At 71.9% G+C, this 19753-nt stretch carries 20 protein-coding genes and 1 tRNA gene; 10 read left to right on the top strand and 11 right to left on the bottom strand.

Features of this window, described 5'->3' with window-relative positions:
* Positions 1–208 precede the first annotated feature (208 nt).
* From nhaA to AB0398_RS10435, 4 genes are all read left to right on the top strand, one after another.
* Positions 209–1600, top strand: a complete 1392-nt coding sequence (gene nhaA, locus AB0398_RS10450; RefSeq protein ID WP_366373588.1) for a Na+/H+ antiporter NhaA — start codon at positions 209–211, stop codon at positions 1598–1600.
* A gap of 36 nt (positions 1601–1636) precedes the next feature.
* Positions 1637–2143: a phage holin family protein gene (locus tag AB0398_RS10445; RefSeq protein ID WP_366373586.1), complete on the top strand. Its 507-nt coding sequence runs from the start codon at positions 1637–1639 to the stop codon at positions 2141–2143.
* Positions 2140–3078, top strand: coding sequence for an alpha/beta hydrolase (locus AB0398_RS10440; RefSeq protein ID WP_366373584.1), 939 nt, complete (start codon positions 2140–2142; stop codon positions 3076–3078). Before AB0398_RS10445 ends, AB0398_RS10440 begins: the two co-directional genes overlap by 4 nt.
* 155 nt (positions 3079–3233) lie before the next feature.
* A complete protein-coding gene (locus AB0398_RS10435; protein WP_366373582.1) occupies positions 3234–3425 on the top strand; it encodes a hypothetical protein in 192 nt (63 codons plus the stop codon).
* 63 nt (positions 3426–3488) lie between these two features.
* Here AB0398_RS10435 and AB0398_RS10430 read toward each other — a convergent pair whose 3' ends face one another.
* The 3 genes from AB0398_RS10430 to nth all read right to left on the bottom strand — a co-directional run bounded on the left by AB0398_RS10430 (position 3489) and on the right by nth (position 6487).
* Positions 3489–4688, bottom strand: coding sequence for a MarP family serine protease (locus tag AB0398_RS10430; RefSeq protein ID WP_366373580.1), 1200 nt, complete (start codon positions 4686–4688; stop codon positions 3489–3491).
* A 48-nt stretch (positions 4689–4736) separates the two neighbouring features.
* Positions 4737–5486 (bottom strand): CoA pyrophosphatase, encoded by a 750-nt coding sequence (locus AB0398_RS10425; protein ID WP_366373578.1) that lies wholly within the window; start codon positions 5484–5486, stop codon positions 4737–4739.
* 86 nt (positions 5487–5572) lie between these two features.
* On the bottom strand, positions 5573–6487 hold the full coding sequence (gene nth / locus AB0398_RS10420; RefSeq protein ID WP_366373576.1) for an endonuclease III: 915 nt from the start codon (positions 6485–6487) through the stop codon (positions 5573–5575).
* 282 nt (positions 6488–6769) lie between these two features.
* Between nth and AB0398_RS10415 the strand changes: the two genes are divergently transcribed.
* Positions 6770–7444 carry a Crp/Fnr family transcriptional regulator gene (locus tag AB0398_RS10415; RefSeq protein ID WP_015034542.1) on the top strand — a complete coding sequence of 225 codons (675 nt, stop codon included), beginning with the start codon at positions 6770–6772 and terminating at the stop codon, positions 7442–7444.
* 118 nt (positions 7445–7562) lie between these two features.
* Here AB0398_RS10415 and AB0398_RS10410 read toward each other — a convergent pair whose 3' ends face one another.
* The 5 genes from AB0398_RS10410 to AB0398_RS10390 all read right to left on the bottom strand — a co-directional run bounded on the left by AB0398_RS10410 (position 7563) and on the right by AB0398_RS10390 (position 11135).
* Positions 7563–8447 carry a prohibitin family protein gene (locus tag AB0398_RS10410; RefSeq protein WP_366373574.1) on the bottom strand — a complete coding sequence of 295 codons (885 nt, stop codon included), beginning with the start codon at positions 8445–8447 and terminating at the stop codon, positions 7563–7565.
* Between the two features lie 142 nt (positions 8448–8589).
* On the bottom strand, positions 8590–9420 hold the full coding sequence (locus AB0398_RS10405) for an MBL fold metallo-hydrolase (RefSeq protein ID WP_366373572.1): 831 nt from the start codon (positions 9418–9420) through the stop codon (positions 8590–8592).
* Positions 9417–10304 (bottom strand): NUDIX hydrolase, encoded by an 888-nt coding sequence (locus AB0398_RS10400; protein ID WP_366373570.1) that lies wholly within the window; start codon positions 10302–10304, stop codon positions 9417–9419. Before AB0398_RS10400 ends, AB0398_RS10405 begins: the two co-directional genes overlap by 4 nt.
* A gap of 205 nt (positions 10305–10509) precedes the next feature.
* Positions 10510–10980 (bottom strand): RidA family protein, encoded by a 471-nt coding sequence (locus AB0398_RS10395; protein WP_366373568.1) that lies wholly within the window; start codon positions 10978–10980, stop codon positions 10510–10512.
* Positions 10977–11135 carry a DUF4177 domain-containing protein gene (locus tag AB0398_RS10390; RefSeq protein ID WP_106969341.1) on the bottom strand — a complete coding sequence of 53 codons (159 nt, stop codon included), beginning with the start codon at positions 11133–11135 and terminating at the stop codon, positions 10977–10979. The genes AB0398_RS10395 and AB0398_RS10390 overlap by 4 nt, the downstream gene beginning before the upstream one ends.
* Before the next feature lie 181 nt (positions 11136–11316).
* Between AB0398_RS10390 and AB0398_RS10385 the strand changes: the two genes are divergently transcribed.
* On the top strand, positions 11317–12279 hold the full coding sequence (locus AB0398_RS10385) for an ArsA-related P-loop ATPase (protein ID WP_366373566.1): 963 nt from the start codon (positions 11317–11319) through the stop codon (positions 12277–12279).
* 191 nt (positions 12280–12470) lie between these two features.
* Entirely contained in the window at positions 12471–13811 is a 1341-nt protein-coding gene (locus tag AB0398_RS10380) for an ArsA family ATPase (RefSeq protein WP_366373736.1), read from the top strand.
* 101 nt (positions 13812–13912) lie between these two features.
* On the opposite strand, the gene AB0398_RS10375 is transcribed toward AB0398_RS10380, so the two are convergent.
* Positions 13913–14257, bottom strand: a complete 345-nt coding sequence (locus AB0398_RS10375) for a WhiB family transcriptional regulator (protein ID WP_030206027.1) — start codon at positions 14255–14257, stop codon at positions 13913–13915.
* Positions 14258–14773: 516 nt separating this feature from the next.
* Between AB0398_RS10375 and AB0398_RS10370 the strand changes: the two genes are divergently transcribed.
* Entirely contained in the window at positions 14774–16993 is a 2220-nt protein-coding gene (locus AB0398_RS10370) for a transglycosylase domain-containing protein (protein WP_366373564.1), read from the top strand.
* Positions 16994–17089: 96 nt separating this feature from the next.
* Here the strand turns inward: AB0398_RS10370 and AB0398_RS10365 are convergent, their stop codons facing one another.
* Positions 17090–17554 (bottom strand): GatB/YqeY domain-containing protein, encoded by a 465-nt coding sequence (locus AB0398_RS10365; RefSeq protein WP_366373563.1) that lies wholly within the window; start codon positions 17552–17554, stop codon positions 17090–17092.
* A gap of 73 nt (positions 17555–17627) precedes the next feature.
* On the opposite strand from AB0398_RS10365, the gene AB0398_RS10360 reads away from it, so the two are divergent.
* Both AB0398_RS10360 and AB0398_RS10355 read left to right on the top strand, forming a co-directional pair.
* Positions 17628–18566: a metallophosphoesterase gene (locus AB0398_RS10360; protein WP_366373561.1), complete on the top strand. Its 939-nt coding sequence runs from the start codon at positions 17628–17630 to the stop codon at positions 18564–18566.
* Between the two features lie 99 nt (positions 18567–18665).
* Positions 18666–18739, top strand: a tRNA-Pro gene (locus tag AB0398_RS10355).
* A 128-nt stretch (positions 18740–18867) separates the two neighbouring features.
* Here the strand turns inward: AB0398_RS10355 and AB0398_RS10350 are convergent.
* Positions 18868–19746 carry a glycosyltransferase family 2 protein gene (locus AB0398_RS10350; RefSeq protein WP_366373559.1) on the bottom strand — a complete coding sequence of 293 codons (879 nt, stop codon included), beginning with the start codon at positions 19744–19746 and terminating at the stop codon, positions 18868–18870.
* Between the last annotated feature and the right edge of the window lie 7 nt (positions 19747–19753).

The raw sequence follows: 19753 nt of genomic DNA, 5'->3' as shown, positions 1-19753 counted from the left end.
GCGGGCGTTCCCGCGTACCCGTACGTCCCCCGGGGCTCCCCAGGGGGACGAAACGGGAGAAACTTCATAGGCTGCTTCTCGCCGGATGCCCCACCGCCTCCTTGGGTAGGGTGTGGGTCGCGTCAGAAACGCGACAGAAAGACCTAGGTGCGCCGGGAAGTCTGGTCGGCATGTGCTTCGCCCTGCCCGCCCGACGGAGGTCTCCCGCATGTCCGCGCCCACCGACCGCAAGTTCCTCGGTCTCCTCCCGCTGCCCGAGCGCCGCTACCTCGCCGACGCCCTGCGCACCGAGACCGTCGGCGGCGTGCTGCTCCTCCTCGCCGCCGTCGCCGCCCTGATCTGGGCGAACACCCCGCTGAGCGGCAGCTACGAGTCCGTGCGGGACTTCCACTTCGGCCCCGCCGCGCTCGGCCTCGACCTCTCCGTCGAGCACTGGGCCGCCGACGGCCTCCTCGCGATCTTCTTCTTCGTCGCCGGCGTCGAGCTCAAGCGCGAACTCGTCGCGGGCGAACTGCGCGACCCCAGGGCCGCCGCGCTCCCCGTCGTCGCCGCGCTCTGCGGCATGGCCGCGCCCGCCCTCGTCTACACCCTGGTCAACGTCCTCGGCGACGGTCCGCTCGACGGCTGGGCCGTCCCCACCGCCACCGACATCGCCTTCGCGCTCGCCGTCCTCGCCGTGATCGGCACCTCGCTGCCGTCCGCGCTGCGCGCCTTCCTGCTCACCCTCGCCGTCGTCGACGACCTCTTCGCCATCCTGATCATCGCGGTCTTCTTCACCTCGGACCTGAACTTCGCCGCGCTCGGCGGCGCCTTCGCCGGCCTCGCCGTCTTCTGGCTGCTGCTCCGCAAGGAGGTCCGCGGCTGGTACGTGTACGTGCCGCTCGCCCTGGTGATCTGGGGCCTGATGTACAACAGCGGCGTCCACGCCACCATCGCCGGCGTCGCCATGGGCCTGATGCTGCGCTGCACCGTCCGGGAGGGCGAGGAGCACTCCCCCGGCGAGCACATCGAGCACCTGGTCCGCCCGTTCTCGGCCGGTGTCGCGGTGCCGCTGTTCGCCCTCTTCTCCGCCGGTGTCGCCGTCTCCGGCAAGTCCCTCGGGGACGTCTTCACCCAGCCGGTCACCCTCGGCGTCGTCCTCGGCCTCGTCGTCGGCAAGGCCGTCGGCATCTTCGGCGGCACCTGGCTCACCGCCCGCTTCACCCGGGCCGAACTCAACCCCGACCTGAACTGGCCGGACGTCTTCGCCCTCGCCACCCTCGCCGGGATCGGCTTCACCGTCTCGCTCCTCATCGGTGAACTCGCCTTCACCGGGGACCCGGCCCTCACCGACCAGGTGAAGGCGGCCGTCCTGGCGGGCTCGCTCGTCGCGGCCGTCCTCGCCACCGTCCTGCTGAAGCTGCGGGTGCGGAAGTACAGCGCGCTCTACGCGAACGAGGAGCGCGACGAGGACGAGGACGGCATCCCGGACATCTACGAGGAGAACAGCCCGGAATACCACCTCCGGATGGCCGAGATCCACGAGCGGAAGGCCGCCGAACACCGACAGCGCGCCCAACTGGCGGGGGCGTCGAGCAAGGAGGCCGACCGTCCGGCATGATCTGAGTCGGACCGTAGACGAGGAGAGGGAGCAGCGATGAGCGACCTGTACGACAAGGGCGAGCCGAGCCTCGGCCGGCTGGTCGCCTCGGCGACCGCCGAGATGTCGGCACTGGTGCACGACGAGATCGCCCTGGCGAAGGCCGAACTCCGGCAGGACGTCAAGCGCGGCGCGATCGGCAGCGCGGCGGGCATCGCGGCCGGCGTGGTGCTGCTGTTCTCGCTGCCGATGCTGAGCTTCGCCCTCGCGTACGCCATCAACACCTGGACCGGCGGGCACAACGGCCACGGGGGCTGGAACCTCATCTGGTGCTTCCTGCTCTCCTTCACGGCGAACGTGCTGCTCGCGGGGCTCCTCGGCCTCCTCGCGTACTCCAAGTTCAAGAAGGTCAAGCCGCCGGAGAAGTCCATCGCGTCGGCCAAGCAGACGGCCGCGATCGTCCAGAACGTCAAGCCGCATCCGCGTCCCGAGGCGCCCAAGGCCCTGGTCAAGGGCTCCGTTGACCTGGACAAGGGCACCGTTGTGGCACGCTCGTCCGTATGACCCTTCCCGAGAGCAGCACCGCCGGCGGCGGACCCGTACGGCTCGACGGGCCGTGGGCCCACCGGGACGTGGCCGCCAACGGCGCCCGCTTCCACATCGCCGAGATGGGCGACGGGCCGCTGGTGCTGCTCCTGCACGGCTTCCCGCAGTTCTGGTGGACCTGGCGCCACCAGCTCCCCGCGCTCGCCGAGGCCGGGTTCCGGGCCGTCGCGATGGACCTGCGCGGGGTCGGCGGCAGCGACCGCACGCCCCGGGGCTACGACCCCGCCAATCTGGCCCTCGACATCACCGGCGTCGTCCGCTCGCTCGGCGAGCCGGACGCGGCGCTCGTCGGGCACGACCTGGGCGGCTACCTGGCCTGGACGGCGGCCGTGATGCGCCCCAAGCTGGTGCGCCGGCTCGTGGTCTCCTCGATGCCGCACCCGCGCCGCTGGCGCTCGGCGATGCTCTCCGACCTCTCCCAGTCGCGGGCCGGCTCGCACGTCTGGGGCTTCCAGCGGCCGTGGCTGCCGGAGCGCCGGCTCGTCGCGGACGACGCGGCGCTCGTCGGGGAGTTGATCCGGGACTGGTCGGGACCGCGACCGGTCGCCGACGAGGAGGCGGTCGAGGTGTACCGGCGGGCGATGCTCGTCCCCTCCACGGCGCACTGCTCGATCGAGCCGTACCGCTGGATGGTGCGGTCGCTCGCCCGCCCGGACGGCATCCAGTTCAACCGGCGCATGAAGCGGCCGGTGCGGGTGCCGACGCTCCATCTGCACGGCTCCCTGGACCCGGTGATGCGGACCCGCAGCGCGGCCGGTTCGGGCGAGTACGTGGAGGCGCCGTACCGCTGGCGGCTCTTCGACGGCCTCGGGCACTTCCCCCACGAGGAGGACCCGGCGGCCTTCACGGCGGAACTCGTCAACTGGCTGAAGGACCCCGAACCGGACCGCTGACGGGCCGTCGTACGCCCCCGTCGGAGCCGCTGACAGACCGTCGGACCCCTGTTCGACGAACGGAGTTGCCTCGAACGGCCATGTGCCTCGCGCATACTCCGATTGGCGGGCCCCGGGGAGGTTACCGACCTTGGGGCACGGGCAGACGTCCGGGTATGGGCTGGACGCACGACTACGGTGACACGACGACACGCGACCGCGGCTCGGCCGCCGGACCGGGACCCCTCGAAAGGGGAGGGCCTCCGGAGCCGGGCCGTACGCACGCCGTGCAAGGGGTGGGGATCTCGCGCATCCTGCGCCGCCGGGCCCGCTGGGTCTCGGCCCGGCTCAGGCACCCCCGCGGCTGACCTTCCGGAAGAAGACCCTCCGGGAAGGTCTTCCGGGGGGAGTACGAGGAGCACGCGGGAACGTCAGAGGGCGCAGCCCTGGGTGTCGACCTGCTGGTTGGCCGCCAGGCCGCGCTCGACGTCCCCGCGGACCTCGTCGGCCGTCAGGGCGTAGCCCGTGTTCGCGTCGTCGCGGGAGCGGGCGAAGATCACGCCGTACACCTCGCCGTCCTCGGTGAGGAGCGGGCCGCCGGAGTTGCCCTGGCGGACCGTCGCGTACAGCGAGTAGACGTCCCTGTTGACCTGGCCACGGCTGTAGATGTCGGGGCCGTCGGCGCCGATGCGGCCCCGGACGCGCGCCGAGCGCACGTCGTACGCGCCGTTCTCCGGGAAGCCGGCGACGATCGCGCCGTCACCGCTGCGGGCGTCCTCGTCGGCGAAGACGAGCGGGGTGGCCTTGAGGTCCGGCACGTCCAGGACGGCGATGTCGCGCTGCCAGTCGTAGAGGACGACCTTGGCGTCGTAGAGCCTGCCCTCGCCGCCTATCTGGACGGTCGGCTCGTCGACGCCGCCGACGACGTGGGCGTTGGTCATGATGCGGCGCTCGGCGAAGACGAAGCCGGTGCCTTCGAGGACCTTGCCGCAGCTCTGCGCGGTGCCGACGACCTTCACGATGGAGCGCTGGGCGCGGGCGGCGACCGGGCTGTCGGCGAGCGCCGGGTCGGGGGGCGTGACCGGGGTGATGGGCTCGTTGACGAAGGGGCTGAAGACCGGCGGGAAGCCGCTGCGGGCCAGCGTGGAGCGGAAGTCGGCGAACCAGCCGGACGCCTGTTCCGGCATCACCCGCTCCAGGCCGAGCAGCACCCTGGAACTCCGCACCTCCTTGCCCAGGGTGGGCATCGAGGTGTTGGCGATGAGCGAGCCGATCAGCCAGGCCACGAGCAGCATCGCGACGACGTTGACCAGGGCGCCGCCCGTGGCGTCGAGGGCGCGCGCGGGCGACCAGGTGATGTGCCGGCGCAGCTTGTTGCCGAGGTGGGTGGTGAAGGCCTGGCCGACGGAGGCGCAGACGATGACCACCATCACGAAGACGACCGTCGCCGTGGTCGAGACCTCGCTGTTGTCGGTGAATTCGTTCCAGAGGACCGGGAGCAGCAGGACGGCGACGAGACCGCCGCCGAGGAAGCCGATCACCGAGAGGATGCCGACCACGAATCCCTGGCGGTAACCGATGATCGCGAACCACACGGCGGCGAGCAGCAACAAGATGTCCAGCACGTTCACCGTCAATAGCCTCGCAGATTCGTTTCCGGTCGCCCCGGGGTCAGCCTGTCATGAGCGCCAGTCGAGCGGGACCTCTCTGGACCTGTCCCAGGGCAGCTCCCAGCCGGCGAAGTGGAGGATCCGGTCGATCACCCCGGCCGTGAAACCCCAGACCAGGGCGGATTCGACCAGGAACGCCGGGCCTTTGTGTCCGCTGGGGTGGACGCTGGTCGCGCGGTTGCGCGGGTCCGTGAGATCCGCCACGGGGACGGTGAAGACGCGGGCGGTCTCTCCGGGGTCGACGACCCCGACCGGGCTCGGGGCGCGCCACCAGCCGAGGACCGGGGTGACGACGAAGCGGCTGACCGGGATGTAGAGCCGGGGCAGCACGCCGAAGAGCTGGACGCCGGAGGGGTCGAGCCCGGTCTCCTCCTGGGCTTCGCGCAGGGCGGCGCGCAGCAGCCCGCCGTCCTCGGGGACGCCGTCCTCGGGGTCAAGGGCGCCGCCGGGGAAGGAGGGCTGTCCGGCGTGCGAGCGAAGGGTGCCGGCGCGCTCCATGAGGAGCAGCTCGGGGCCCCGCTCGCCCTCGCCGAAGAGGACGAGGACGGCGGACTGGCGCCCGTCCCCGCTCGCGGGCGGCAGGAAGCGGCTCAACTGCTCGGGCCGGACGGTGAGGGCGGCCCGGTCGACGGGGGCGAGCCAGGCGGGCAGGCCGTCGCGGCTGACGAGACCGCCGGTGCCGAAGCCGCCGGCCTCGTACCCACGCGGCTCGGACCCGTGGGCCCCGTGCCCCTGGGTCTCTTCTTCAGTGCGCGTCATAGGCACCCCCGTTGGTTCACAACGCGATGGATGGGCGGGATCGTTCCCGGGGTCGGCTCCCCGGCCGGAGGCGGAGGGCGTCGGGCTCAGCCGCCCGCGCCCAGGGGCGGAGCCGGGCGGCCCGGGTAGTCGGGCGGCGGGTTGAGCCGCTGGCCGGGGAAGCCGCCCTTCTCGTACTTGAGCAGCTTCGCCGCCTTCTCCGGATCGGTCTCGCCCTCCCCGTAAGACGGGCAGAGGTGGGTGATCGGGCAGGCGCCGCACGCGGGCTTGCGGGCGTGGCAGATGCGGCGGCCGTGGAAGATCACCCGGTGCGAGAGCATGGTCCACTCGCTCTTCGGGAAGATCGTGGCGACCTCGGCCTCGATCTTCACCGGGTCGTCGGACTCGGTCCACCGCCAGCGCCGGGCGAGGCGCATGAAGTGGGTGTCGACGGTGATGCCGGGGACCCCGAAGGCGTTGCCGAGGACGACGAAGGCGGTCTTGCGGCCGACGCCGGGGAGCTTGACCAGGTCCTCCAGGCGGCCGGGCACCTCGCCGCCGAAGTCGTCCCGGAGGGCGGCGGAGAGGCCCATGATCGACTTGGTCTTGGCGCGGAAGAAGCCGGTCGGCCGGATCAGCTCCTCGACCTCCTCGGGCACGGCGGCGGCGAGGTCCTCGGGGGTGGGGTACTTCGCGAAGAGGGCGGGGGTGGTCTGGTTGACCCGCAGGTCGGTGGTCTGGGCCGAGAGGACCGTGGCGACGAGCAGTTCGAAGGAGTTGCGGAAGTCGAGCTCCGGGTGGGCGTACGGATAGACCTCGGCCAGCTCGCGGTTGATCCGCCGCGCCCGCCGCACCATCGCGAGCCGCGACTCGGGCTTGGCGGCGCGGGGCTTCTCCGTCGTGGCCGCGCGGGACTTCTCCGTCGTGTCCGCGCGGCGCGTCCCCTGCCGGGCGGCGCGGGCCGGGCGGGCTCCGGCGGCGCGTCCCGGCTCGGGCGAAGACTTCCGATTTGTCGCTTTCACCCGTTTCGACGCACCCTGTTCGCCCACGGCGGAATTACTTTCGGCGGACACTCCTACAGCCCCCTTGGCCTGCGCTCTCACCGGCGAGTTGGACACGCGGCCAGCCTAGGGGCCGCCACCGACATCTGCCCCGGGCACGGCCGATCAGCCCCCGATCGGGTCCCTGACGTACGGAAGTGCGGCACGGTGCGTCAAACTTGTTGTGATTGATCGCACTGTTTTGTACGTCCGGCATCATGGGATCCGGATCCCGTGAGCAGGTCGACAGTATGGAGAGAACTCGTGGACGACGTTCTGCGGCGCGCCCCGCTCTTCGCGGCGCTCGATGACGAGCAGGCTGCCGAGCTGCGCGCCTCGATGAGTGAGGCGACGCTCGCCCGTGGCGACGCGCTCTTCCACGAGGGCGACCCCGGCGACCGCCTGTACGTGGTCACCGAGGGCAAGGTGAAGCTGCACCGCACCTCCCCCGACGGCCGCGAGAACATGCTGGCCGTCCTCGGCCCCGGCGAGCTCATCGGCGAGCTGTCCCTCTTCGACCCGGGCCCGCGCACCGCCACCGCGACCGCGCTGACCGAGGTCAAGCTGCTCGGCCTGGGCCACGGCGACCTCCAGCCCTGGCTGAACGCCCGCCCCGAGGTGGCCACCGCGCTGCTGCGCGCGGTCGCCCGCCGCCTGCGCAAGACCAACGACCAGATGTCCGACCTGGTCTTCTCCGATGTGCCGGGCCGTGTCGCCCGCGCGCTCCTCGACCTGTCGCGCCGCTTCGGCGTGCAGTCGGAGGAGGGCATCCACGTCGTCCACGACCTCACCCAGGAGGAGCTGGCCCAGCTCGTCGGCGCCTCCCGCGAGACGGTCAACAAGGCGCTCGCGGACTTCGCCCAGCGCGGCTGGCTGCGCCTGGAGGCCCGCGCCGTGATCCTCCTCGACGTGGAGCGCCTCGCGAAGCGCTCGCGGTAAGCGGTAAGCGGTAAGCGGTAAGCAGGAGATACGCACGCGCGTACACGTGAAGAAGGCCGCCCCCGGCTCCCGGGGACGGCCTTCTCCGTACGTACGCGCGTACTGCCGGACTACCGGATCAGCGCTTGGTGCCGTCCACGATCACCGGAGCGGAACCGCCGTTCGCGCAGGGCACGGTGTAGATCGGGTTCGCCGCCGCCGCCTCCTTGAAGGCGTCGATGCACTGGTTCATCAGGACCTTGTCCGTCAGCGAGTCGTTGAGGATCTTGTTGGCGCGGGCGATGCCCTCCGCCTCGATCCGGCGCCGGTCGGACTCGGCCTTGGCGGTGCGGGCGGCCTCGAGGGCGCGCTCGGTCGCCTGCTGCTGCTGGATCTTGCGGTCGATCTGGTCCTGCAGCGCCTTGGACGGCTTCACGTTGCGCAGGTTGACCGTGGTCACGTCGATGCCGCGCGGGGCCAGGCGCTCCTTGACCAGGCTGGCGATCTCCGCGTTGATCTTCTCGCGGGCGGAGCTGTAGCCCTCCTCGCTGGTGTGGCGGGCGAAGACGTTGCGGATGATCTCCCGGCTGTCCGGGAAGACCAGCCGCTGCTGGATGGCGGACTCGCTGCCGGCGAGCCGGTACAGCTCCACGGCCTTGGACGGCGCGACCGCCCACTTCACGGTCACCTCGGCCTCCATCACACCGCCCTGCGAGGAACGGACCTCGACCACGTCCTGGTCGGACAGGTTCAGGTCCACCGGGCGGGTGGAGAAGGAGGTGACCGTGGTGAACGGCGAGATCACGTTCACGCCGGGCGTCATGGGCGACCCCACCTTGCCGAAGGTCACCGGCACGCCCACCTCGTACGCGCCGACCACGTGGACGACGCTGGTGATGCCCGCGAGGAGGGCGGCGATCAGCGCGCCCAGCGCGCCGAGGCGGAGGCCGGTGCGGTCCAGGGAGCGCCCCACGAAGTAGAGCACCACCGCCGCTATGAGCAGAAGAATGGCCAGGACGAACACGAGAAATCCCCCCGGTGGAACGATGGCCGAGACAACGGACGTAAAGGGACCGTAAAGCATGGCGTACCCGCCGGGCCATGCCGCCTCCCGGCAACCGCACCCCGGCCTCCGCTGCCGGGCCCGGACCGCCCCGGGGCGCCGGTCAGATCAGTCCGCGCTCCCGCAGGTACTCCAGCTGCGCCCGCACCGACAGCTCGGCCGCCGGCCACAGGGAGCGGTCCACGTCCGCGTACACGTGGGCGACGACCTCAGGCGCCGTGCGGAGGCCGTTCTCGGCCGCCGTCTCGACCTGGGCGAGCCGGCTCGCCCGGTGCGCGAGGTAGAACTCCACGGCCCCCTGGGCGTCCTCCAGGACCGGCCCGTGGCCCGGCAGGACCGTGTGCACCCCGTCGTCGACGGTCAGCGAGCGCAGCCGGCGCAGCGAGTCCAGGTAGTCCCCGAGGCGCCCGTCCGGGTGCGCGACCATCGTCGTCCCGCGCCCCAGGATCGTGTCGCCGGTCAGGACCGCCCGGTCGGCGGGCAGGTGGAAGGAGAGCGAGTCCGAGGTGTGGCCGGGCGTCGCGACGACCCGCAGCTCCAGGCCGCCGACCGTCACCACGTCCCCCTCGCCGAGCCCCTCGTCGCCGAGCCGGAGCGCCGGATCGAGGGCCCGCACGGGCGTCCGGGTCAGCTCGGCGAAGCGTCCCGCGCCCTCCGCGTGGTCCGGGTGGCCGTGGGTGAGCAGGGTGAGCGCGACCCGCTTGCCGAGCTTCTCGGCGGTGTCGATCACGTTCCGCAGGTGGCCCTCGTCGAGCGGGCCGGGGTCGACGACGACGGCCAGGTCCGAGCCGGGCTCGGAGAGCAGCCAGGTGTTGGTGCCGTCGAGGGTCATCGCGGACGGGTTGGGCGCCAGGACGTTCACGGCGCGGTCGGTCGCGGGCCCGGTGACCACGAGCCCGCGCGGCTGTCCGGGCAGGGCGGCGGCGTCGCTCATCGCGCACCCCCGGTCGGGATGATCTTGGTGAACTCCTCGTGGCCCGGCCAGCTCAGGACCAGCTCCTCGCCCTCCAGGCGCGCCCGGGCGAGCACGGGGGCCAGGTCCTGGGCCTCCGCCGCCGCGAGGGCCTCGGCGGCCGTCCCGTACGGCTCCAGGGTGCGCAGGGTGGAAATCGTCGGCGGCATCATCAGGAGCTCGCCCCGGTCGTAGCCGGCGGCGGCCTCCGCCGGGCGGATCCAGACCGTGCGGTCGGCCTCGGTGGAGGCGTTCCGGGTGCGCTGCCCGGCCGGGAGGGCGGCCACGAAGAACCAGGTGTCGTACCGGCGCTGCTCGAACTCGGGCGTGATCCAGCGGGCCCAGGCGCCGAGCAGGTCGGAGCGCAGGACGAGCCCGCGCCGGTCGAGGAAGTCCGCGAAGGACAGCTCGCGGGCGACGAGCGCCTCCCGGTCCCGCTCCCAGTCCTCGCCCGTCGTGTCCCCGACGACCCCGTCCTCGGTCTCCCCGGCGAGCAGCACGCCCGCCTCCTCATACGTCTCGCGCACGGCGGCGCAGACCACGGCCTGGGCCTGCGCGGGGTCGTCGAGGCCGAGCCGGGCCGCCCAGGTCTCCCGGGACGGGCCCGCCCAGCGCACCGGGTGCTCGTCGCGCGGGTCGACGCCACCGCCGGGATAGGCGTACGCGCCGCCCGCGAAGGCCATCGAGGTGCGGCGGCGCAGCATGTGGACGTCGGGCCCGGCGGCACCGTCGCGGAGGAGCAGGACGGTGGCGGCGCGCCGGGGCACCACCGGGGTCAGCTCACCGGCGGCGAGGGCGCGGATGCGGTCGGGCCACTCCGGCGGGTACCACTGACCGTTCGACTGCTTCGACTGACCATTCGACATGGCCGGATGCTATGCGCAAGCGCGGGAATGCACGAGGGCGAGCCGGTGGACGGGGACCCCGCGACGCGCGAAGGCCGGCCGCCCCGACGGGGGACGGCCGGCCTTCGCGCGCGTACTGCGGTCTGCTCCACGCGCGCGTACGCGCGTGTTCACGTACTGCGCCCCGCCCACGCGCGCGTGCTTGCGGCGGTAGGGGTGGCGGCGGTCAGGCCTCGGTCAGCTCGACCTGGATCTCGACCTCGACCGGCGCGTCGAGCGGCAGCACGGCCACGCCGACGGCGCTGCGCGCGTGCACGCCCTTCTCGCCGAGGACGGCGCCGAGCAGCTCGCTGGCGCCGTTGACGACGCCCGGCTGCCCGGTGAAGTCGGCGGCGGAGGCGACGAAGCCGACGACCTTCACGACGCGCTTGACGCGGTCGAGGTCACCGGCGACCGACTTCACGGCCGCGAGGGCGTTGAGCGCGCACGTGGCGGCGAGCTGCTTGGCCTCCTCGGCGGTGACCTCGGCGCCGACCTTGCCGGTCACCGGGAGCTTGCCCGCCACCATCGGGAGCTGGCCCGAGGTGTAGACGTAGACGCCCGACTGCACGGCCGGCTGGTACGTGGCCAGCGGAGGGACGACCTCCGGCAGGGTCAGGCCCAGCTCGGCGAGCTTCGCCTCGACGGCCCCGCTCACGACTTGGGCCGCTTCAGGTAGGCCACGAGCTGCTCGGGGTTGTTCGGCCCGGGCACGACCTGGACGAGCTCCCAGCCGTCCTCGCCCCAGGTGTCCAGAATCTGCTTGGTCGCGTGCACCAGAAGCGGCACCGTGACGTACTCCCACTTGGTCATGGGCCCGACTGTATCCGCTGCCGCGGGGCGCTTTTCCGAGGCGGCTCTCCCGGCGGACCCCGGGCCGCTCGCCGGGCGGCTCTCCGAAAGGCCTCCCGCGCGTCCCCGAGGCGCCCCCTAGGGAGCTTCTCGGGGGCGGCCTCCTGATTGGGCGCGCCCGCCAGTGGTTAGGCTCGACAGCGTGAGCAGGCTCCAGGTCGTCAGCGGCAAGGGCGGTACCGGTAAGACGACGGTCGCCGCCGCCCTCGCCCTCGCCCTCGCGACGGAGGGGAAGCGGACCCTCCTCGTCGAGGTCGAAGGCAGGCAGGGCATCGCACAGCTCTTCGAGACGGAGACGCTTCCGTACGAGGAGCGCAAGATCGCCGTCGCCCCGGGTGGCGGGGAGGTGTTCGCGCTGGCGATCGACGCCGAGCGCGCGCTCCTCGACTACCTCCAGATGTTCTACAAACTGGGCAGCGCGGGGCGGGCCCTGAAGAAGCTCGGCGCGATCGACTTCGCGACGACGATAGCGCCGGGCGTACGGGACGTCCTGCTGACCGGCAAGGCGTGCGAGGCGGTCCGGCGGCGGGAGAAGGACGGCCGCCCGACCTACGACCACGTGGTCATGGACGCGCCGCCCACCGGCCGCATCACCCGCTTCCTCAACGTCAACGACGAGGTGGCCGGCCTGGCCAGGATCGGCCCGATACACAACCAGGCGCAGGCCGTCATGCGGGTCCTCAAGTCCCCCGAGACGGCCGTCCACCTGGTGACCCTCCTGGAGGAGATGCCGGTCCAGGAGACGGCGGACGGCATCGCGGAGCTCCGCGCGGCCGAACTCCCGGTGGGGCGGGTCGTGGTGAACATGGTCCGGCCGCACGTCCTCGACGCCGCTGCGGTACGGGCCGCCTCCGGCGACCACCGGAAGGCGATCGCGAGGACCCTGGCCTCCGTCGGCGTCACGGGCTCCGCGCAGCTCGTCGAGCCGCTCCTCGACCAGGCGGCCGAGCACGCCCGGCGGGTGGAGCTGGAGCGGGCGCAGCGCGCCGTCCTGGACGGCATCGGCGTCCCCGCGTACGAGCTTCCGTACCTGGGGGACGGGGGAGACATCGCGGGGCTCTACCGACTGGCGAAGGAACTGCGGAGGCAAGGGGTGGGCGCGTGACGGAGAAGACTGCGACCGCCGCCGCGGGCGGAACCGCCGACGGGCTCGACCCGGCTCCCGTGCCGGCCGTCGACGGGCTCGACCCGGCTCCCGTGCCGGCCGCCGACGGGCTCGACCCGGCTCCCGTACCGGGCGCCGACGGGACCGACACAGCTTCCGCCCGGACCGCCGACGGGCTCGACACCGCTCCCGTGCTGGAGCTGGACCCGCTGCTCGACGACCGGGGCACCCGCATCATCGTCTGCTGCGGCGCGGGCGGGGTCGGCAAGACGACCACGGCGGCGGCCCTCGGCGTGCGGGCGGCGGAGCGCGGGCGGCGCGTCGTCGTCCTCACCATCGACCCGGCCCGCCGCCTCGCACAGTCGATGGGGATCGACTCCCTCGACAACACCCCGCGCAAGGTGGAGGGCATCAAGGGCTCCGACGGCGGCGAGCTGCACGCGATGATGCTCGACATGAAGCGGACCTTCGACGAGATCGTCGAGGCGCACGCGGACGCCGGGCGGGCCCGGGCGATCCTGGAGAACCCCTTCTACCAGTCCCTGTCGGCCGGGTTCGCCGGTACGCAGGAGTACATGGCGATGGAGAAGCTGGGCCAGCTCCGGGCGCGCGACGAGTGGGACCTGATCGTCGTCGACACCCCGCCGTCCCGGTCCGCCCTGGACTTCCTGGACGCGCCGAAGCGGCTCGGGTCCTTCCTGGACGGGAAGTTCATCAAGCTGCTCATGGCCCCGGCGAAGGTCGGCGGCCGGGCCGGGATGAAGTTCCTGAACGTCGGCATGTCGATGATGACGGGGACGCTCGGAAAGCTGCTCGGGGGTCAGTTCCTCAAGGACGTGCAGACGTTCGTGGCGGCGATGGACACGATGTTCGGCGGTTTCCGGACCCGCGCGGACGCCACGTACAAGCTGCTCCAGGCGCCGGGCACGGCCTTCCTGGTGGTGGCCACGCCGGAGCGGGACGCGCTGCGCGAGGCCGCGTACTTCGTGGAGCGGCTGGCCGCCGAGGAGATGCCGCTGGCCGGTCTCGTCCTCAACCGCGTGCACGGCAGCGGGGCCGCCGGCCTGTCGGCGGAGCGGGCGCGGGCCGCCGCGGAAAATCTTGACGAGGATCGCATTGTGGATCAGGGGGACGGGAAGACTGGTGAGCGTGGCTCCCCGGCCACCGACCCCGAGCCCTCCGAACTCGCCACCGCCGCCGCACCTGCCGTATCCGCCGGGTCCGAGGCTGCCCCCACAGCCACAGCCGACCCGGCCGCACAGCACGACGACGACACGGATGACATCGACGCCACGGACGTGGACGCGGAAGTGGACGTGGACGTACGGCATCTCACCGCCGGGCTCCTGCGTCTGCACGCCGAACGCATGCGGGTGCTCGCGCGCGAGCGGCACACGCGTGACCGCTTCACCGCGCGCCACCCCGAGGTGGCCGTGGCGGAAGTGGCCGCCCTGCCCGGCGATGTGCACGACCTCGCCGGGCTGCGGGCCATCGGTGACCGGCTCACAGGCGGGCGAACGCCCTCGGCCTGAGCCAGCCGCCACCACCGTCTCCCGGTCTCCCGGTCACCCTCCGACCGGCCGTCCTCCGGCCGGTCATACTCACCGCGTCGGGGGCGTGCGCCCCGGCGCGTTCAGCCGACCGCCGCGTACGCCTCGTACGTCGCGTCGTCGTCCATCGCCACGGGCAGCAGGCCCGCTCCCCGCTCGTACTCCGTGCGCGCGGTCTCCAGGAGCCGGCGCCACGAGGTGACGGTCGGTCTCCGGCGCAGCAGGGCGCGGCGCTCGCGCTCCGTCATCCCGCCCCACACGCCGAACTCCACGCGGTTGTCGAGGGCGTCGGCGAGGCACTCGGTCCGCACCGGGCATCCGGTGCACACCGCCTTCGCCCTGTTCTGCGCCGCTCCCTGCACGAAAAGTTCATCCGGATCGGTAGTGCGGCAGGCCGCCTGCGCACTCCAGTCAGCTACCCAGCCCATACCGGCGCCGTCCTCTCCCGAATCGAGGCTCCCCCACGGCGGCAGCGGCATATTCACCGCTGCCAGTTGGGACGTTACGGAAGGTGGGCACAGCGCAACACCCCCTTCGGGCCCAATCTTGAATGGCCCGAACGGACTATGCGTGCGCGTCAGATCACCCAGGGGAGTGATCGATGGACATGCGTGGAATAAAGGACATACCTCGCGGATATGCCCTTCCTCGGCGGTGTCACTTCGGACACCACGTCACGCATGAGCCGGAATCGGACACGAGCTTCCCGTGATTCGGGGTCACGGAAATTCATGCCGACGTCACAACCGGGCCTTGTGGTGGGACCGCACCGCTGTGACAGTTGTGAGCAGCTTAGGCCAAGGCCTGTGCGCGTGTCCGGCGAATGGGAAGGCGGGCGCCCGGCGCCTCCGCACCACCCGTGGATGTCACGGTCCGGTACCCGAACGCTCCGAGAGGCCCCCGCTCCCGCTGTTCGCTCATGTCTACGGATTAGGCTGCCCCCCATGGCAAAGAAGCGCTCGGGCGGTGGCCTGACCGGGACCCAGCAGGCCGCCAAGTTCCTCGGTGTCAGCGTGCTCGCCGGAGCCGTGCTGGCAGGCATCGCCCTGCCCGCGGCCGGCGCACTCGGGCTGGCCGCGAAGGGCACGGTCGAGGGGTTCGACGAGATCCCCTCCAATCTGAAGACCCCGCCGCTGAGTCAGCGCACCAGGATCCTGGACTCCAAGGGCGGTCTGATCGCCACGGTGTACTCGCGGGACCGGACGGTCGTCCCGATCGAGAAGATCTCCCCGTACATGCAGAAGGCGATCGTCGCGATCGAGGACGGGCGCTTCTACGAGCACGGGGCGGTCGACCTCAAGGGCGTGCTGCGCGCGATCAACCGGAACGCGCAGTCCGGCGGGGTCTCCGAGGGCGCGTCGACGCTCACCCAGCAGTACGTGAAGAACGTCTTCGTCGAGGAGGCCGGCGACGACCCCGAGAAGGTCGCGCAGGCCACCCAGCAGACCATCGGCCGCAAGGTCCGCGAGCTGAAGTTCGCGATCCAGGTCGAGGAGGAGCTGGGCAAGAAGAAGATCCTGGAGAACTACCTCAACATCACGTTCTTCGGGCAGCAGGCGTACGGCATCGAGGCCGCCTCGCAGCGGTACTTCTCCAAGCACGCCGCCGACCTGAACCTCGGCGAGGCGGCGATGATGGCCGGTCTCGTCCAGTCGCCCAGCCGCTACGACCCGATCAACGACGTCGAAGAGGCGACCAAGCGCCGCAACGTGGTCCTCCAGCGGATGGCCGACGTGAAGGACATCAGCCAGGCCGAGGCGGACGAGGCGAAGGCCGCCCCGCTGAAGCTGAAGGTGAAGACCCCGAAGAACGGCTGCATCACCGCCGTCCACGGCGCCGGCTTCTTCTGCGACTACGTCCGCAAGACGATCCTCACCGACCCGGTCTTCGGCAAGACGTCCGAGGAGCGCCAGAAGCTGTGGAACCTGGGCGGCCTCACCGTCAAGACCACGCTCAGCCCGCGCGCGCAGGCCGCCGCCAACGAGGCCGCCACCGCGAAGGTCAACAAGGACGACCCGGTCGCCGCCTCGGTGGTGCAGGTCCAGCCCGGCACCGGCAAGATCCTCTCGATGGGCCAGTCCCGCCCGTACGGCCTGGACCCGAAGAAGCACGAGACGACGCTCAACCTCGGCGTCGCCAACCGGATGGGCGGCAGCACCTACGGCTTCCAGGTCGGCTCGACCTTCAAGCCGATCACCGCCGCCGCGGCGCTGGAGAAGGGCATCAGCCCCGCCCAGACGTACACCACGCCGTGGAAGATCGAGCTGGAGAACAACTCCTTCCGCACCTGCAAGGGCTCCCCCACCGGCTACGACAAGTGGGAGCTGCAGAACGAGCTGGAGGAGGAGGCCGGCACCTGGGACATGACGGGCGCGCTCGGCAAGTCCATCAACACCTACTTCGCGCTCCTGGAGCAGCAGACCGGCCTCTGCGAGACCGTGCAGATGGCGCGGAAGCTGGGCTACGAGCGCGGTGACGGCAAGCCGATCGAGGAGAACCCCTCGATCACCCTCGGCGGCGAGGTCAGCACCCCGCTGTCGATGGCGTCCGCCTACGCGACCTTCGCCAACCGGGGCCTGTACTGCACCCCGGTCGCCATCGAGTCGATCAAGGCCGCCAACGGCGACAAGCTCAACGTGCCGCAGACGAAGTGCACGCGGGCGATGAGCGACCGGACCGCCGACACGATCAACCAGATGCTGAAGGGCGTCGTCGAGGACGGCACCGGTACGAAGGCCGGTCTGAGCGACCGCGACAACGCGGGCAAGACCGGTACGACCAACGACCGCATGGACGCCTGGTTCGTCGGCTACACCCCGAACCTCTCCACCGCGGTCTGGGTGGGCGACGACATCGGCAAGAAGGACACGTCGATGTTCAGGATCACCATCGGCGGCGAGTACTACCCCAAGGTCTGCGGCGGCTGCCTCCCCGGTCCGATCTGGAAGGTCGCGATGACGGGCGCGCTGGACGCCGGCCAGACGCCGTCCTTCAACACCGTCTCCGTACCGCGGGCCGAGACGCCCGGGGACAAGGAGAAGGAGGGGGAGGGGGAGCAGGGCCCGAACAAGCCCGGGAAGCCCAACAAGCCCCGCGACGGCAAGCCCGGTGGCCGCGGGCCGAACGTCCCCGGGATCACGCTCCCGCCGGGCATCTTCGACTGAGACCGGCGCCGGTACCCGTACCAGTGGCCTTCCGAGCGCACGAGAGAGGGCGCCCCCGCACGGCGGGGGCGCCCTCTCTCGTACTCCTCGCGGGAGTCAGCCCGCGAGCAGCCTCTTCACGGCGGCGGCGACCCGGCCGCCCTCCGCCAGGCCGGCCACCTTCGGGTTCACGATCTTCATGACGGCGCCCATGGCGCGCGGCCCCTCGGCGCCCGCCGCCTTCGCCTCCTCGACGGCCGCCGCGACGATCCCGTCGAGCTCCTCGTCGCCGAGCTGCTTCGGCAGGTACGCGTCCAGGAGGACGCCCTCGGCCCGCTCGCGCTCGGCGGACTCGTGGCGACCGCCCTGCTCGAAGGCGTCCGCGGCCTCGCGGCGCTTCTTCGCCTCCTTCGCGATCACCTTCCGCACCTCGTCGTCGGAGAGTTCGCGCTTGGTCCTGCCCGCGACCTCCTCCTTGGTGATCGCGGTGATGGTCAGCCGCAGGGTCGAGGAGCGCAGTTCGTCGCGCTCCCTGATCGCGGCGTTGAGGTCGTCGTGGAGCTTCGCCTTGAGCGTGGTCATGACCCAAGTGTGGCAGGTGCCGCACCCCGACCGCCCGCGCATTTCCCTCGCACGGGTCTGCGACGATGGGGGGATGCGCGCACGGTACGGGATCCCCCTGAAGATCACGGCAGGCCTCACGGCGACGGTCGCGGCCGGACTCGTCTACGCGGCGGGCTTCGAAGCCCGCTCCTTCCGGCTCCGCCGGGTGACGGTCCCGGTCCTTCCCCGGGGCATGGGCGACCTGCGGGTCCTCCAGGTCTCCGACATCCACATGGTGAGCGGCCAGCGCAAGAAGCGGTCCTGGCTCCAGTCGCTCGCCGGACTCCGCCCGGACTTCGTCGTCAACACCGGCGACAACCTCTCCGACGCCGAGGCGGTGCCGGAGGTCCTGGACGCGCTCGGGCCGCTGATGGAGTTCCCGGGCGTGTACGTCTTCGGCTCCAACGACTACTACGGCCCCAAGCTGCGCAACCCCGCCCGCTACCTCCTGGAGAAGGCGCAGGGCCGCCACGGCCTCAACGGCAACAAGCCGGCCGTCGGCGCCGTCCACAACCCCTGGGAGGGGATGCGGGACGCCTTCGACGCGGCGGGCTGGGTGGACCTCACCAACACCCGGGGGCGGCTGAAGCTGTCGGGGGCCGAGCTGGCGTTCACCGGCCTGGACGACCCGCACATCAAGCGCGACCGGTACGACCGGGTGGCGGGCGGCCCGGACCCGGACGCCGACTTCACGGTGGGCGTGGTCCACGCCCCGTACCTGCGCTCCCTGGACGCCTTCACGGCGGACGGGTACGAGCTGGTCCTGGCCGGGCACACCCACGGCGGCCAGCTCCGCGTCCCCCTCTACGGGGCGCTCGTCACCAACTGCGACCTGGACACGGACCGGGCGCGGGGCCTCTCCACCCACACGGTCGGGAGCCGCACGTCCTACCTGCACGTCTCGGCGGGCTGCGGCACCAACCGCTTCACCCCGGTCCGCTTCGCCTGCCCCCCGGAGGCCACCCTCCTCACCCTGACGGCCCGCCCCTGACCCCGGGGCGGCGCCCCCGAATACCGGATTTCGCCTCAGCGCGCGCGTGGGCTAAAGTAATCGATGTCGCCGCGACGTGAACACGCAGAGCAGCGACATCGGGGTGTAGCGCAGCTTGGCAGCGCGCTTCGTTCGGGACGAAGAGGTCGTGGGTTCAAATCCCGCCACCCCGACAGCCGAAACAGCAGGTCAGGCGGTCACTGGATTCAGTGGCCGCCTGACCTGTTTCTGTTTTCCGTTCTCGGCGGGCAGTGCCACGCGGGGGCCGCGGCACGGAACGCCGCGGCCCCTCCCGAGCCTCCTAGATCACCGGCGGCCGCCCCAGCCGCGTCATGCGCAGGACCGTCGACCAGCGGATCGGGGTGCGGGGGCCGGCCGGGCGGCGGATGCCCTCGGCGAAGCCGGCGAACCAGGCGCCGAGGCCCGGGAGGGAGCGGGTGCGGGCCACGGTGAGGAGGGTCCAGACGCCGAGGTAGACGGGGACGAGGAGGGCCGGAAGGTTGCGCTTGGCCAGCCAGACGCGGTTGCGGGCCGTCATCCGGTAGTAGACGGCGTGCCGGGCCGGACTGGTCCTGGGGTGCTGGAGGAGCAGTTCCGGCGCGTAGACGACCTTCCAGCCCGCGTCCAGGGCCCGCCAGGCGAGGTCCGTCTCCTCGTGGGTGAAGAAGAACTCCTCCGGCCAGCCGCCGATCGCGTCGAGCATCCGCATCGACAGGCCGTGGCCGCCGCCCAGGAAGGTCGTCACCTCGCCGCCGCGCAGCGGGTCCTTCGCGCCGAGGCGGGGCACGTGGCGGCGCTGGGTCTCGCCGGTCTCGTCCGCGATCCGGAACGAGACGACGCCGAGCGCCGGGTCCGCCCCGTACAGGTCCGCGAGGCGGCGGAAGACGTCCCGGTCGACGAGGAGGCCGTCGTCGTCGAGGTCCACCACCACGTCCACGTCCCCGAAGGAACGGAGCGTCTCGATCGCGACGTTCCGGCCGCCCGACACCCCCCGGTTCTCGGGCAGTTCGACACCGGTCACGCCCTCGGGCAGCTCCGGGAGGGTTCCCGTGCCGTTGCCGACGACCACGATCCGGGCGGCCGGCTCGTCCTGGCCCGCCACCGCGTCGAGCAGCGCCCGCAGTTCGGTCGGGCGCGTGCCCATCGTCAGTACCGCCACGCCGATACGCGGTCGCGCCACGATCCGC

The sequence above is a fragment of the Streptomyces sp. NPDC086147 genome, assembly GCF_040702165.1.
Lineage (GTDB): Bacteria > Actinomycetota > Actinomycetes > Streptomycetales > Streptomycetaceae > Streptomyces.
Note: the sequence above shows the minus strand (reverse complement) of the source record. Positions and strands in the feature narration are given on the sequence as shown.